The sequence below is a fragment of the Bradyrhizobium sp. HKCCYLRH3061 genome, from assembly GCF_051168015.1.
GTDB lineage: Bacteria > Pseudomonadota > Alphaproteobacteria > Rhizobiales > Xanthobacteraceae > Bradyrhizobium.
Genome location: NZ_JBNPUE010000010.1, coordinates 179,575 through 194,304 on the forward strand (window position 1 = coordinate 179,575; position 14,730 = coordinate 194,304).

Annotated in this window: 13 protein-coding genes; 4 read left to right on the plus strand and 9 right to left on the minus strand. The window is 67.0% G+C overall.

What is annotated here, in order from left to right; all coding sequences use genetic code 11:
* The first annotated feature begins 2 nt into the window (after window positions 1-2).
* Genes ACQR2C_RS18160 through ACQR2C_RS18170 form a run of 3 tightly spaced genes read left to right on the plus strand, consistent with a single transcriptional unit; the run spans window position 3 to window position 2,680 of the window.
* Complete coding sequence (locus ACQR2C_RS18160; RefSeq protein ID WP_434881769.1) at window positions 3-1,064, plus strand: LacI family DNA-binding transcriptional regulator; 1,062 nt, start codon at window positions 3-5, stop codon at window positions 1,062-1,064.
* A 57-nt stretch (window positions 1,065-1,121) separates the two neighbouring features.
* Window positions 1,122-1,940, plus strand: coding sequence for a CoA transferase subunit A (locus ACQR2C_RS18165; protein WP_434881770.1), 819 nt, complete (start codon window positions 1,122-1,124; stop codon window positions 1,938-1,940).
* Window positions 1,937-2,680 (plus strand): CoA-transferase, encoded by a 744-nt coding sequence (locus ACQR2C_RS18170; protein WP_434881771.1) that lies wholly within the window; start codon window positions 1,937-1,939, stop codon window positions 2,678-2,680. The genes ACQR2C_RS18165 and ACQR2C_RS18170 overlap by 4 nt, the downstream gene beginning before the upstream one ends.
* A 1-nt stretch (window position 2,681) precedes the next feature.
* On the opposite strand, the gene ACQR2C_RS18175 is transcribed toward ACQR2C_RS18170, so the two are convergent.
* The gene (locus ACQR2C_RS18175; protein ID WP_434881772.1) at window positions 2,682-4,154 is read right to left on the minus strand and encodes an N-acyl-D-amino-acid deacylase family protein; all 1,473 of its coding nucleotides are present in this window, start codon (window positions 4,152-4,154) and stop codon (window positions 2,682-2,684) included.
* A 256-nt stretch (window positions 4,155-4,410) separates the two neighbouring features.
* Between ACQR2C_RS18175 and ACQR2C_RS18180 the strand changes: the two genes are divergently transcribed.
* Entirely contained in the window at window positions 4,411-5,448 is a 1,038-nt protein-coding gene (locus tag ACQR2C_RS18180) for a zinc-dependent alcohol dehydrogenase family protein (RefSeq protein ID WP_316181071.1), read from the plus strand.
* 26 nt (window positions 5,449-5,474) lie between these two features.
* Here the strand turns inward: ACQR2C_RS18180 and glgA are convergent, their stop codons facing one another.
* The 8 genes from glgA to ACQR2C_RS18220 all read right to left on the minus strand — a co-directional run bounded on the left by glgA (window position 5,475) and on the right by ACQR2C_RS18220 (window position 14,521).
* On the minus strand, window positions 5,475-6,941 hold the full coding sequence (gene glgA / locus ACQR2C_RS18185; RefSeq protein ID WP_315804645.1) for a glycogen synthase GlgA: 1,467 nt from the start codon (window positions 6,939-6,941) through the stop codon (window positions 5,475-5,477).
* A complete protein-coding gene (gene glgC, locus ACQR2C_RS18190; RefSeq protein ID WP_315804646.1) occupies window positions 6,938-8,203 on the minus strand; it encodes a glucose-1-phosphate adenylyltransferase in 1,266 nt (421 codons plus the stop codon). The genes glgA and glgC overlap by 4 nt, the downstream gene beginning before the upstream one ends.
* Before the next feature lie 144 nt (window positions 8,204-8,347).
* Window positions 8,348-9,295, minus strand: a complete 948-nt coding sequence (locus ACQR2C_RS18195) for a carbohydrate kinase family protein (protein ID WP_316237194.1) — start codon at window positions 9,293-9,295, stop codon at window positions 8,348-8,350.
* A gap of 2 nt (window positions 9,296-9,297) precedes the next feature.
* Entirely contained in the window at window positions 9,298-10,941 is a 1,644-nt protein-coding gene (locus ACQR2C_RS18200) for an FGGY-family carbohydrate kinase (protein ID WP_316237195.1), read from the minus strand.
* A 28-nt stretch (window positions 10,942-10,969) separates the two neighbouring features.
* Window positions 10,970-11,743 (minus strand): SDR family NAD(P)-dependent oxidoreductase, encoded by a 774-nt coding sequence (locus ACQR2C_RS18205; protein WP_316181062.1) that lies wholly within the window; start codon window positions 11,741-11,743, stop codon window positions 10,970-10,972.
* Between the two features lie 47 nt (window positions 11,744-11,790).
* Entirely contained in the window at window positions 11,791-12,798 is a 1,008-nt protein-coding gene (locus tag ACQR2C_RS18210) for an ABC transporter ATP-binding protein (protein WP_316237196.1), read from the minus strand.
* Between the two features lie 15 nt (window positions 12,799-12,813).
* The gene (locus ACQR2C_RS18215) at window positions 12,814-13,644 is read right to left on the minus strand and encodes a carbohydrate ABC transporter permease (RefSeq protein ID WP_316218065.1); all 831 of its coding nucleotides are present in this window, start codon (window positions 13,642-13,644) and stop codon (window positions 12,814-12,816) included.
* 4 nt (window positions 13,645-13,648) lie between these two features.
* Window positions 13,649-14,521: a carbohydrate ABC transporter permease gene (locus ACQR2C_RS18220; protein WP_315804652.1), complete on the minus strand. Its 873-nt coding sequence runs from the start codon at window positions 14,519-14,521 to the stop codon at window positions 13,649-13,651.
* Window positions 14,522-14,730 lie beyond the last annotated feature (209 nt).

The following is a 14,730-nucleotide window of genomic DNA, read 5'->3' on the forward strand; positions in this document are numbered from 1 at the left end:
AGATGAAACGGACGTCGCCATCGACAAGGAGCCCGCGCGCAACGGCGTCCTCACGCCCGACGATCAAGGATGTCGCCGCGCGCTGTGACGTGCATCCCTCCACGGTGTCGCGCGCGCTCAGCCCGGCCATGAAGCATCTGGTGGCGGGCGATGTCGTGGAGCGGATCCAGGCCGCCGCCAACGCGCTCGGCTATCGGCTGAACATGGCCGCCAAGGGCCTGCGCACCGGGCGCAGCGGCCTGATCGGTGTGCTCGCGCCCGATATTGCCGATCCCGGCTTCCCGCCCGTGCTGTCCGGCATCGCCGATCATCTCAACGCCGAGGGCTATGCGACGATCGTCGTCGACGTCGGCAGCAAGGGCTCGGAGCAGGATCTGGTCGACCGGCTGATTGCCCGCGGCGTCGACGGTCTGGTGCTGGCGACGGTGAGCTTGCGCGACGATGTCGTGAAGCACTGCCTGGACGCGGCGCTGCCGGTGGTGCTGGTCAATCGCGTCGATGCCGCTGGACTCCTGCCCTCGGCAGCCAGCGACGATGCCGCCGGCATGCGTCTCGCCGTCCAGCATCTCGTCGCGCTCGGCCACCGCCGCATCGGTCACGTCGCGGGCCCGCAGCACATCTCGACCGGCGCGCGCCGCCGCGCCGGCTTCGAGGCCAGCATCGCGGCTGCGGGACTGTCCGCCCGCCATGCGCCGGTCGAAGCCGTCGAAGCCTATACGCGGGCGGCGGGTCGCGAGGCTGCGCTGCGCCTGCTCGCGCGGCGGACGCGCCCAACCGCCATCGTCGCCGCCAATGACCTGCTGGCGCTCGGCGTCTATGATGCGCTCGCCGCGCGCGGCCTCGCCTGCCCCGGCGATGTCTCCGTGGTCGGCCACAACGACATGCCATTTGTCGACATGGTCGCGCCGCCGCTGACCACGGTGCGGATCGCCCAGCGCGACATGGGCGAAGCCGCCGCGCGGCTTCTGCTCGACCGTCTTGCCGGGCGCGAGGCAGCGACCGACCACATCGTACTGGCGCCGGAGCTCATCATCCGTGGCTCGACGATCGCATACGAGCACTGACAGGTCCGCAGGGCATCGCTACACTGCGCGGCAAAGCAACAACGGGAGGATACGCCGATGACGGAGATGGTCGGCCGGGAGGCGCTCGTCGCATCCATCGCACCGGGGCAATCGATCGCGATCCCGGTCGACCGTGCCGGCGTCTCGATGGCGGCGACGGCGGCCATGATCGAGGCCGGCCTCACCGGACTGCATCTCGTCTGCGTGCCGATATCAGGCCTCCAGGCCGATCTGCTGATCGGCGCCGGCGTGGCCGCGGTGGTGGAAACCAGCGCCGTTTCGCTCGGCGAGGCCGGCGGCGCACCGCGCTTCGTCGCGGCCGTGCGCGACGGCAGCATCACCTTGCGCGATGCCACCTGCCCTGCGATCCATGCCGGCCTGCTGGCCGGGCAGAAGGGCGTGCCGTTCATGCCGATCGCCGGCATCATCGGCAGTGACCTGCTGCGGATCCGCCCCGACTGGAAGGTGATCGACAGTCCAATCGGCGAGCCCGGCAAGGTCGTCGTGGTGCCGGCGATCACGCCCGACGTGGCACTGTTCCACGCGCCCGAGGCGGACCGCTTCGGCAACGTCCGCATCGGCCGCTACCGTGAGCTGGCGACCATGGCCTATGCGGCGAAGCGCACGCTGGTCACCGTCGAGCGCATCGTCGATCGCGATCTGATGGCGACCGAAGACTCGGCCGCCGGCGTACTGCCGGCGCTCTATGTCGATGCCATCGCGGTCGCCGAGAACGGCGCCTGGCCGCTGCCGCTGTGGGACGAATACGAGACCGATGGCGCGGAGCTTTCGCGCTACGCCGCGATGGCGCGTACGGACGAAGGCTTTCGCACCTATCTTTCCGCCTTCCTGAGCCGCAGCAAGGAGGTGGCATGACCATGCACGACGAGCGCGCGCGCAAGGAACTGCTGATCACCGTCATCGCCGACCTGCTCGACGGCGTCCGCCACGTCGCCGTCGGCGCCTCGTCGCCGGTCCCGGCGGCCGGCGCGATGCTGCTGCGCGCACGCAACGCGCAAAGGGGCAAGCCGCCGGTCCGCATCTCGATCCTCGGCTCCAGCCGGCACAATTTCTTCACCAATGGCGGCGTCGAGCTGTTCGACTGCGCCGCGCAGGGCCGCGTCGACGCGTTCTTTCTCGGCGGCGGCCAGATCGACGGTGCCGGGAATATCAACCTGGTCGGCACCGGCGACTATCCGCGGATGGACGTGCGCTGGCCGGGCTCGTTCGGCTCGGCCTATCTCTATCATCTGATCCCGCGGGTGATCCTGTTTCGCGAGGAGCATTCGCCGCGCGTGCTGGTGCCGAAGGTGGACTTCGTCAGCGCCGCCGCGACCACGCCGGAGGTGAAGCGGCGCGGCGGCCCGCATGCGCTGCTGACCAACCTGGCGCTGTTCGATTTCGACCGCGAGCGCGGCGGCTTCCGGCTGCGCTCGGTGCATCCCGGCTACACGGCCGAGGACGTCCGCGACCGAACCGGGTTCGAATACGCGGCGCCGGAACTCGTGCCGGCGACGGCCGGCCCTGATCGCGCCACGGTCGAGCTGATCCGCGGCCGGATCCGCGACGAGCTCGCGGAATGCTACCCGGAATTCGCGCGCGCGATGGCCACGTAGCTCACTGCAGCGTACCGCGGGTGATCACCTGCCCCGCATGCGCCTTCTGATGCGCGCCCTGCCACCAGGTCAGCGCGCCATTGACGATGACGGCCTCGATGCCGGCGGCCGGCACGCAGGGGGCATCATAGGTCGCGCCGTCGCGCACGCTGGCCGCATCGAACAGCGTGATGTCGGCATGGTTGCCGACCGCGAGCGTGCCGCGTCCCTTGATGCCGAAATTCTGCGCCGTCAGCCCGCTCATCTTCCACACCGCAGTTTCCAGCGGGAACAGCTCGAGCTCGCGGCAGTAGTAGCCGAGCACACGCGGGAATGTGCCCCAGAGCCGCGGATGCGGACGCTCGCCGAACGGCAGGCCGTCGGAGCCGATCATGGTCGGCTCGAAGGCGAGGATGGTCTGCACGTCGGCCTCGTCCATCGCGAAGTAGATCGCCGACGCCGGCTGCAGCCGCTTCGCGGCTTCGAGCCGGTCGACGCCCCAATCGGCGGCGATGTCGGCGAGATCGCGCCCCGCCACTTCCGGATGGGGTCCGGAGGCCGCGACGACGACCTTGACCTGCAGCTTGGCCGGGTCGGTGTGCAGCATGGTCGAGGAGGCGTTGTAGGGATAGCAGTCGAGCGCGACGCACTGGCAGCTCATCGCCTTGGTGATCAGCGGCAGCGTCTCCCTGGTGCGGCCGAAATTGGCAGGGCCCACCACCTTGTGATGCGAGATCACGACCTGGACGTCGAGTGCCTTGCCGATGGCGAAGCTTTCCTCCAGCGATTGGATGACCTCGTTCGCCTCGTTGCGCATATGCGTCGCATACACGCCGCCGCTGCCGGTGAGCGGACGGCAGACCTCGATGATCTCCTCGGTCGGCGCCGCCTCCGCCGGCGGATAGAACGTCCCTGTCGAAACCCCGATGGCGCCGGCATCGAGCGCCTCCTGCACATGCGCGCGCATCTCGGCGATCTCCACGTCCGTCGCGGCCCGGCCGAGATCGCTCACGACCGAGGCGCGCAGCGCGGTGTGGCCGACCATCGGCGCGACGTTGACCGCAGCCGGCGCCGCGCGCAACGCGGCGACGTAGTCGGCGAACGCGGCATACTCGACCACCTGTCCCTCGCTTGGCGATAGCAAGCCGAGCGGCATCGGCCGCGGCGAGCCTGGCTTCAGCGGCGCGATGCTGACGCCGCAATTGCCGGTCACGACGGAGGTCACGCCCTGCGAGACCTTGCAGGTCATGTCGGGATCGACCAGCACGGCGCTGTCGTCATGGGTGTGGGAGTCGATGAAGCCCGGCGCAACGATGAGGCCGGTGGCGTCGATCACGCGCGTGGCCTTCCGGCCGTCAAACCCGCCGATGGCGACGATGCGGCCATCCTTGATGCCGATATCAGCCTCGAAGCGTGGCGCACGCGTGCCGTCGATGACGGTGCCGCCGCGGATGATCAGGTCGAAGGACACGGACGAAGGCTGGCTGTCGGTCATGAAATCTCACGCGGAATGGTAGGAAGCCGGGAGACTATCCGCGAGCCGCGCCGATGCGTCCAGAGCGATGCGCATGTGATCTGAGCCGGGCTGGACTGCATTGGAGGCGCGACGCGCGTCCGCCGTCCGCATCTCGCCCTGGCCACCCGGGACACACGATAGTGATAGGGACTCTGGTCAGGATTGATACGCCTCAACGGCGCGCGACCTCTCTTGCGCCATCCATCCTCCGGGCAGAAACCTGCGGAGGTAAGTCATGAAAGCCCTGGTCTATCATGGTCCCGGCAAGAAATCCCTGGACGAGCGCCCGAAGCCGACCGTCATCGAGCCGGGCGACGCGGTGGTCAAAATCCTGAAGACGACGATCTGCGGGACCGACCTTCATATTCTCAAGGGTGACGTGCCGACATGTACGCCGGGCCGCATTCTCGGTCACGAGGGTGTCGGTGTGGTCGATGCGGTCGGCAGCGCCGTGCGCGCGTTCAAGCCGGGCGACCACGTCATCGTTTCCTGCATTTCGGCCTGTGGAACGTGCGACTATTGCCGGCGCGGCATGTATTCGCACTGCCGCCACGGCGGCTGGATCCTCGGCAACAAGATCGACGGCACCCAGGCGGAGTATGTGCGGACGCCTCACGCCGACACCAGCCTCTACCACGTGCCCGCGGGCACCGAGGAGGACGCGCTGGTGATGTTGAGCGACATCCTCCCGACCGGTTTCGAATGCGGCGTGCTCAACGGCAAGGTCGAGCCGGGTTCGACGGTGGCGATCGTCGGCACCGGTCCGATTGGATTGGCGGCGCTGCTGACGGCACAATTCTATTCGCCGGCCGAGATCATCATGATCGACCTCGACGACAACCGGCTCGAGGTCGCCACCCGCTTCGGCGCCACCAGCGTCATCAACAACACCGACGGCAAGGCGGTCGACAAGGTCATGGCCCTGACGAACGGCCGCGGCGTCGACACGGCGATCGAGGCGGTCGGCGTGCCCGCGACGTTCGTCACCTGCGAAGACATCATCGCCCCCGGCGGTGTGATTGCCAATGTCGGCGTGCACGGGGTCAAGGCCGATCTGCATCTGGAGAAGCTGTGGGACCGCAACATCGCGATCACGACACGGCTGGTCGATACGGTGACGACGCCGATGCTGCTGAAGACCGTGCAGTCGCGCAAGCTCGAGCCGAAGCGGCTGATCACCCACCGCTTCAGGCTTGATCAGATCCTCGATGCCTACGAGACGTTCGGCGCCGCGGCCAAGACCCATGCGTTGAAGGTTCTCATCGAGACATAGGCGTCCTGACCCGCACGCCGCGGCGCTCAGCCTGCCGGACGCCGCTGCGCGACGATCTGCCGGTAGAGTTCGGCATAACGACCGGCGCGGTGGCGCCAGGAGACGTCGGTCAGCATCGCGTTGAGCTGCATGCGGGTCCAATTCGAGGCGTTGCTGCGCGCGGCGTAGAAGGCCGCAGCGGCGCGGCGCAGGGTCTGGTCGAGCGCCTCCGCTGTCACGGACGCGCACTTGAACCCGGTCGCGGCGACGCCGGCCTCCGTCTCGTCAATGACGGTGTCGGCGAGACCGCCCACCGCAGTGACGATCGGCAGCGCGCCATAACGCAACGCGCAGAGCTGTGTCAGCCCGCACGGCTCGAACCGCGACGGCACGACCAGCGCGTCGCAGCCGGCCTGGATGAGATGCGCCAAGCCCTCGTCGTAGCCGATGACGACGCCGATCTTTCCGGGATCGTTCGCGGCCGCGGCGCGGAACGCGTCGCGCAGCTCGGCCTCGCCGTCGCCGAGCAGGGCCAGCTGGATGCCGCTACTGGTCAAGGTCGGCAGGCAGGACAGCAGCAGGTCGAGCCCCTTCTGCGAGGTCAACCGGCTGACGACGCCGAGCAGGAACGTCTCCGGCGCCACCTGCAGGCCCATGCGCGTCTGCAGCGCAGCCTTGTTGGGCGCCCGCGCCTCGATCCGGTCGATGCCGAAATGAGAGGCGATCGCCGGATCGCTGCCGGGATCCCACACCGCCGTGTCGATCCCGTTGAGGATGCCAACGAGGTCGGACGATCGCTGCCGCAGCAGGCCGCCGAGGCCCATGCCGTGCTCGTCGCTCTGGATCTCCCGCGCATAGGTCGGCGACACCGTCGTGATCTTGTCGGCGAACTGCAACCCCGCCTTGAGGAAGCTGATGTCGCCGTAATATTCGAGGCCGTAGATCGAGAACGATTCCGGCGGCAGTCCGAGCGGCGGCAGGAAATGACGGGGGAAGCGGCCCTGGAACGCCAGATTGTGCACCGTCATGACCGTGCCCGGATGCGGCCGGTGGCTGTAGAGCAGATAGGCCGGCACCAGCCCGGCCTGCCAGTCGTGACCGTGGACGATGTCGGGGACGAAGGCCGGCACCGCGCCGAGCCCGATATAGGACGCCGCGCGGGCCAGCGCGGCAAAGCGGAACGCATTGTCTGGCCAATCCTTGCCGTCGGGCCCCAGATAGGGGTTGCCCTCGCGGTCGTAGAGATGCGGCGCATCGAGCACGAACAGATCGAGCGCACCATGGCTGCCGCCGAGCAGCCGGGCGTTGCCGCCGAAGAAGTTCGGCAATGAGCTGATCTCGCTGGCCTGCTCCAGCGCCTTCATCACGGCGGGATAGCCGGGAATCAGCGTGCGGACCTCGACGTCCTCGGCCAGCAGCGCCCAGGGCAGCGCGCCGACGACGTCGGCGAGACCGCCTGTCTTGACGATGGGATAGACCTCGGAGGCAACCGACAGAACGCGCAGCGGCGTCATGAATTGAGCCCATCGATCATCGGCTGGGTAATCAAGGTCACGCCGTTCTCCGTGGTCCTGAACCGCTTGGCGTCGAACTCCGGATCCTCGCCGACAACCAGCCCTTCCGGAATCTGCACGCCGCGGTCGACCACGACGTTGGTCAGGCGGGCGTGGCGGGCGACGTTGACGTAGGGCAGCAGCACCGCGTTCTGCACTCTGGCGTAGGAATGCAGGTGCGCCCCGGTGAACAGCAGCGAGCGCTGCACCTGTGCGCCGGAGACGATGCAGCCGCCGGAGACCAGCGAGCAGGTCGCCTCGCCACGGCGGCCATCCGTGTCGTGAACGAATTTAGCCGGCGGCGTGATCTCCGAATAGGTCCAGATCGGCCAGGAGCGGTCGTAGAGATCGAGCTCCGGCACGACGTCCGTCAGGTCGAGATTGGCGGCCCAATAGGCGTCGACGGTTCCGACGTCACGCCAGTAGCTGCGCGGATCGTGATCGGCACGAACGCAGGAGCGCGAGAACTGATGGGCGACGGCGCGGCCGTTCCTGACGATGTGGGGAATGACGTCACGTCCGAAATCATGGTTCGAGTTCGGGTCGGCAGCATCGCGCTTCAGCTCCTCGAACAGGAACTTGGCGTCGAACACATAGATGCCCATGCTGGCGAGCGACTTGTCGGGCTTGCCCGGCATCGGCGGCGGATCGGCCGGCTTCTCGATGAAGTCGCGGATCGTGTCGTCATCGTTGATGTGCATGATGCCGAAGCCTGAGGATTCCTCACGCGGCATCTCCAGGCAGCCCACGGTGACGTCGGCGCGCTGGTCGACATGCTGCTGCAGCATCAGCTCGTAGTCCATCTTGTAGATGTGGTCGCCGGCCAGCACGACGATGTATTTCGTGTTGTAGGTCTCGAGGATGTCGATGTTCTGGTACACGGCGTCGGCCGTGCCGACGTACCACATGGTCTCGGAGACGCGCTGGCTCGCCGGAAGGATGTCGAAGCTCTCGTTGCGCTCGGGACGGAAGAAGTTCCAGCCCATCTGCAGATGCCGGATCAGACTGTGCGCCTTGTACTGTGTCGCCACGGCGATGCGCCGGATGCCGGAATTGACGGCGTTCGACAGCGCGAAATCGATGATGCGCGACTTGCCGCCGAAATAGACCGCCGGCTTGGCACGCCGGTCGGTGAGTTCGAGCAGGCGGCTGCCGCGGCCGCCCGCCAGCACGAAGGCCAGCGCGTGACGGGACAGCGGCTCGGTCCTGGCGGCGACTGCCATAGTTCTCCTCCCTGCAACTCGTTGTCGCGTCATGATTTCGGCGGCCCCGACAAGGACGCTTCGCGATCGCGCTCCGCTGTCCGGACCTCACATATGACGGGGGAACAGCCAACCAGTTCCGAATGACGAGTGCAATGGGGTGCTTCAGCCCAGGCGATCCCAGGTTGCAGCCATGTCGTCCCAGCGCGGCGGGTCGGCGCCCTCGCGGGTGCAGGTGACGGCCGCACACGCCCCGGCAAAGGCGAGCGCCTTGCGCATTTCAGTCTGGCTCAACGCCTTCAGGGCCTCCCGGCCGATGCGGCCGAGCTTGCGCAACGCGAACAGGAGCCCCGCCTGGAACGTATCGCCGGCGCCGATCGTATCGACCACCTCGACCTGGGGGACCGAGACCTCGACCGCGCCGGCCTGCGCATGCCAGCCGAGCGCCCCGTTGGGGCCGCGGGTGACGACGACCAGGCTGGTGCCGCGCGAAAGCAGCGCGTCGGCCCGTGCGGCGTAATCGTCGTGGCCATGCAGATAGTCGAAATCCACATCCGACATCTTGATCAGGTCGGCGCTCGCGGCAAATCCATCCATGCCGGCGCAATAGGCGGCCTTGTCGGTCACGAGATTCGGCCGGCAGTTCGGGTCGAACGAGATCGTCACCCCGCCTTGCGTCGCGGCGATCAGCGCACGGGTCTCTCGGGCGCCCTGCTCGTGGATCAGCGTGGTCGAGCCGACATGGATGGCGTTGATCTCTGCAAAGGGGATCGCGCCGGGCCGGAAGGTCCATTTCCGGGCCGCGGTCTCGGCGTCGTAGAAGGCGTATTGCGCCTCGTTGCCGACATGGCGCACGAAGGCCAACGTGGTCTGGTCGGCGCTGCGCGTGGCATAGCCGAGATCGACGTCCGAGCCTTCCGCATGCGCCGCGATCATGCTGCCGAACAGGTCGGTCGAGATGCCACCGACGAAGCCCGTGGGCGCACCGAGCCGGGCCACACCGACGGCGACGTTCAGGCACGAGCCGCCGACCACGGGCCGCAAGGCATCGCGCCCGTCGGGCAATCTGGCCGGGACGAAATCGATCAGCGCATCACCGCAGCTCAGGATCATGGTCATGCCTCCCCGTGGCCCCCATGCATCACGGAACGGCTCTCGCGATCAAGCGTCCGTAGCATGCCGTGGATGCGCCGCTTGCGGCGATGGAAGGCCGCGATGTTCGGATCGGTCGGGTCGCTGAGACGCCCCAGCGTGGACATCGAGGCCATCGTGTCGACGATCGAGCGGAAGGCGCCGCTGGCGACCGCGCCCAGCATGGCCGCCCCGAGCAGCACCGGCTCCTGGGTCCCCGGCAGCGCCACCGTCAACCCGGTCGTATCGGCCATGATCTGGCGCACCAGTGGGCTGCGCGAGGCGCCGCCGGCCATCACCAGCGTGCGGCTGGTGACGCCATTGGCGGCGAAGGCATCGATCACGTCGGCCAGGCCATAGGCGAGCCCGCACAACCCCGCCACGAACAGCCGCTCCAGCGCCGCGATATCGGCATCTAGATCGAGGCCAGCAATGACGGCGCGCGAATCCGGATCGGCATAGGGCGAGCGGTTGCCGAGAAATTCCGGAAGAATGTGGAGATCACGGGCCAGCAGCGCCGCACTGCCGGCATTGGGCACCCGCGCCATGATCCGTTTTTCGAGCAGGCTGATCAGGTCGAGCCCTTCCGCGCGCGCCGCAGCGGTCGCCTCGACAGAGGCCGGGTGCGAGCGCAGCAGATGGTCGATCGCCGCGCCCGCGGCGGACTGGCCACCCTCGTTGAGCCAGGACCCAGGCACCATGCCTTGATAATAAGGTCCCCATACGCCGGGCACGAAGGACGGCGCCTGCGTCGTCGCCATGATGCAGGCCGAGGTCCCCATGATGTAGGCGAGGCGGTCGCAGACATTCACCTCACCGCCGTCAGCCGCTCGGCCACCGATGGCGCCGATGCCGCCGGCATGGGCATCAATCAGCGCGGCGCCGACCGGCGTGCCCGGGGCCAGCCCGAGCTCTTCGGCTGCGACGCGGGACAGCCCGTGGCCGAGCGGCGTGCCCGGTGCGACGATCTCGGTGCCGATCCGCGCGTAATCGTCTGCGACGAAATCGTCCAGCCCGATGCGCCGGAAATAGGCTGCGCTCCAGCGCGTCTCGTGGGCGAGATAATTCCATTTGCAGGTGACCGTGCACATCGAGCGCGCCAGCGAGCCTGACGCGCGCCAGGTCAGGAAGTCGGCCAGATCGAAGAAGTGGCCGGCGGCGTCGAAGCTCTTGCGGAGATGCCGCTTCAGCCACAAGAGCTTGGGCATCTCCATTTCCGGCGAGATCGAGCCGCCGACATAGCGCAGCACGTCGTCCCCGGTCGCATTGATGTCGCGTGCCTCCGTCAGCGCGCGATGATCCATCCAGACGATGACGTTGCGGCGGGCGTCGCCGGAGCTGCTGACCGTGACCGGCGCGCCCGTGGGATCGAGCGCCACCAGCGAGCAGGTCGCATCGAAGCCGATGCCCCTGATCAGATCCGGCGCGATCCCCGCTTCCGCCAGCGCGGCTTTGACCGACGCGCAGCACGCGCGCCAGATGTCGTCGGACGATTGCTCGACGACATCGCCGGCCTCATGCCAGGTCTGGATCGGATGCCGCGCCGCGGCAAGCAGCCGACCGTGACTGTCGAAAATTCCGGCGCGCGTGCTGGTCGTGCCGACATCGACACCGACAAAGGCCTGCATGTTCCGCTCCCGTCAATTTGACGAGAGCTTACCAGCAAGTGTAGCCGCCATCGACAACGACGACGCTGCCGGTCATCAAACTTGCCGCCTCGGAGGCCAGGAACAGCACCACCGAGGCGATCTCCTCGACCTGACCCATGCGGCCCATTGGGGTTCCGCCGATCCAGGCGTCGTACATGCGCGGATTGCTCTTCACGAAGGCGTTGAGCGGCGTCTCGATATAGGTCGGCGCCACCGCGTTGACGCGGATGCCGCGCGCCCCCCACTCGGCCGCCAGCGACTTGGTCAGATGGTGCACCGCGGCCTTGGACGCATTGTAGAAGCACTGCTCCTGCGGCTTGTTGACGATGAAGCCGGACATCGAGCCGATATTGACGATGCTGCCGCTCTTGGCCGCCAGCATGTGCTGGCCGAAGGCGCGGCAGCACCAGAAGGTGCCGTTGAGGTTGACATCGAGCACGTTGAGCCAGTGCTCGTCGGTGACGGTCTCGGCCGGTGTCTCGCTGCGCGCGATGCCGGCATTGTTGACGAGGATGTCCACCTTGCCGTAGCGCGCCACCAGATCGTCGGCGACCGCCGTAACCTGCGCCGAATTGGTCACGTCCATCAGCGCGGTCTCGGTGGTGAAGCCCTTGGCCTTCATCGCCGCCTGTGCGTCCGCGGCCGCCTTCGCATCCCGATCGGCGATCACCACATGCGCGCCCGCCTCCGCCAGCGCCTCGACGCAGGCCAGGCCGATGCCCTGCCCGCCGCCGGTGACCAACGCGGTCTTGCCGTTCAGTTTGAATTTTTCGAGATACATCGTCGTGGTCCGTTGTTGTCGTTGACGCCCGGAGGGGACGTCACCTCTCATGCGAAGATCGAATTGCCGCTCTGGTCGAAGCGGTAGATGCGGCTGGGCTCGGGCCGCAGCGTTACAGCGTCGCCGGCACTGAGCCGTTTCTCGCCGACGACGCGCACTGTCAGCGTGCCCAGCGCGCCGGCGTCGACGTAGAGAAAGGTGTCGCTGCCGAGATGCTCGGCGATCACGACCTTGCCGAGCCAGCCCCCGCCGCCCTCATCGACGACCGCGACATGCTCGGGCCGCACGCCGATCGTGGTCGCATGGTGCTTGTCCGCTTCCGCGCCGGTGATGAAGTTCATCTTCGGCGAGCCGATGAAGCCGGCGACGAAGAGATTGGCGGGGCGCTGATAGAGCTCGATCGGCGAGCCATATTGCTCGATGCGGCCGGCGTTCAGCACCACGATCTTGTCGGCCATGGTCATGGCCTCGACCTGGTCGTGCGTGACGTAGATCGCCGTGGTCCCGAGCTGCTTCTGCAGCCGCGTCACCTCGAGCCGCATCTGCACCCGCAGCGCGGCATCGAGATTGGATAGCGGCTCGTCGAACAGGAACGCTTTCGGCTCGCGCACGATGGCGCGGCCGATCGCGACGCGCTGGCGCTGGCCGCCGGAGAGCTCGCGCGGCTTGCGGTCGAGATAGGGCGTGAGGTTCAAGGTCGCCGCGGCGGCCTCGACCTTGCTGTTGATCTCGGCCTTTGGCAGCCCGGCCATCTTCAGGCCGAAGGCGATGTTGCCGCGCACGCTCATGTGCGGATACAGCGCATAGGACTGGAACACCATCGACAGGCCGCGCTTGGCCGGCGGCACGTCGACGACATTGTTGCCGTCGATCAGGATGCGGCCGCCGGAGACATCTTCCAGCCCTGCGATCAGGCGCAGCAGCGTGGTCTTGCCGCAGCCGGAGGGGCCGACGAACACCACGAAGGCACCGTCGGGAATGTCGAGGTCGGCGCCCTTGATGATGTGGACCGGCCCGAACGATTTCTGCACACCCTCAAGCGTGATCCGTCCCATGATTCAGCCCCTTTATTACTTCACTGCGCCGAAGGTCAGCCCGCGCACGAGCTGCTTCTGGCTGAACCAGCCGATGATCAGGATCGGCGCGATCGCGAGCGTCGAAGCCGCCGACAGCCGCGCCCAGAACAGGCCTTCGGGGCTCGAATAGGAGGCGATGAAGGTCGTCAGCGGCGCCGCCTCCAGGGTCGACAGGTTCAAGGTCCAGAACGCCTCGTTCCAGGCCAGTATCAGGTTGAGCAGCAGGGTCGAGGCGAGGCCCGGGATCGCCATCGGCGTCAGCACGTAGATCAGCTCGCGCCCGATCGTGGCGCCGTCCATTCGCGCTGCCTCGAGAATGTCCTTGGGGATCTCCTTGAAGTAGGTGAACAGCATCCAGATCACGATCGGCAGATTGCCGAGGCACAGGATGAAGACCAGCCCAGTCCGCGTATCGAGCAGCCCCATGTTCTTGTAGATCAGATAGATCGGAACGAGCACGCCGACCGGCGGCATCATCTTGGTCGAGAGCATCCAGAGCAGGATGTCCTTGGTGCGCCTGGTCGGCGCAAACGCCATCGACCACGCCGCCGGAATGGCGATCAGCATCGCGATCAGGGTCGAGCCGCCGGCGACGATCAGCGAGTTCAGCGCGTGGTGCAGATAGTCGCTGCGCTCCTGCACGGTGACGTAGTTCTCGGTGGTCCAGTGGAAGAACAGGAACGAGGGCGGCGTCGCGAACGCCTCCAGCTCGGTCTTGAAGCTCGCCAGCACCATCCACAGGATCGGGAAGAAGATCACGAACCCCGCCAGCCACGCGGCCACGGTCGAGATCGCGACATGACGTCCGGTGACCTTGCGCGCCATGGTGTTACGCCTCGAGGTTACGGCCGACGATGCGGACCAGGAAGAAGGCGACGATGTTGGCGATGACCACCGCGACGAGGCCGCCGGCCGAGGCGGTGCCGACGTCGAACTGGATCAGCGCCTGCGAATAGACCAGGAAGGCGATGTTGGTGGTCTGCAGCCCCGGCCCGCCGCCGGTTGTGACGAAGATCTCGGCAAACACCGTGAGCAGGAAGATGGTCTCGATCAGGATCACCACCGTGATCGGGCGCGCCAGATGCGGCACAGTCAGGTAGATGAAGCGCGACAGCGCGCTGGCGCCGTCCATCTCGGCGGCCTCCTTCTGCTCCTCGTCGAGCGACTGCAGCGCGGTCAGCAGGATGAGCGTGGCGAACGGCAGCCACTGCCAGGCCACGATGAAGATGACCGCGAGCAGCGGCGCGTCGGTGAACCAGTCGACCGGTGTCATTCCGAGCGAGGTCGCGATCCACGCGAACAGGCCGGACACCGGGTGCATCAGCAGGTTCTTCCACACCAGCGCGCTGACCGTCGGCATCACGAAGAACGGCGCGATCACCATCAGGCGGATGATGTTGCGGCCGATCACGGGCTGGTCGAGCAGGATCGCAAGGGGAATGCCGAGGCCGATGGTCAGCAGCAGCACCGAGCCGACCAGCACCAGCGTATTCTGCAGCGAGGCGAGGAAGGCCGGATCGGTGAGGAAGTAGGTGAAGTTCTCGAAGCCGACGAAGCTTTCCGAGCCGGGATCGAGCAGGCTGTAATGCAAGGTCGAGAAGTAGATCGTCAGCGCCAGCGGCACGATCATCCAGATGAACAGCAGGATCACCGCCGGCGACATCAGCGCCCGGGCGAGCAGTTGGGTTTGTCGGGTGGCCATGTCGCGATCCATTCTGCTCGATGAACACTGCCGTCATTGCAAGCGAAACGACGAAATCTAGGGGCGTCGATGGGACTCTGAATTGCTTCGTCGCTTCGCTCCTCGCAATGACGAGGTGACAGCTTGCTGTCGCACTAAACAACTCTCACCGTAGCGCTCGAGCGCGGTGCCCGTTACTGCGCCCTCTCCCCTTGCGGGAGAGGGCATTT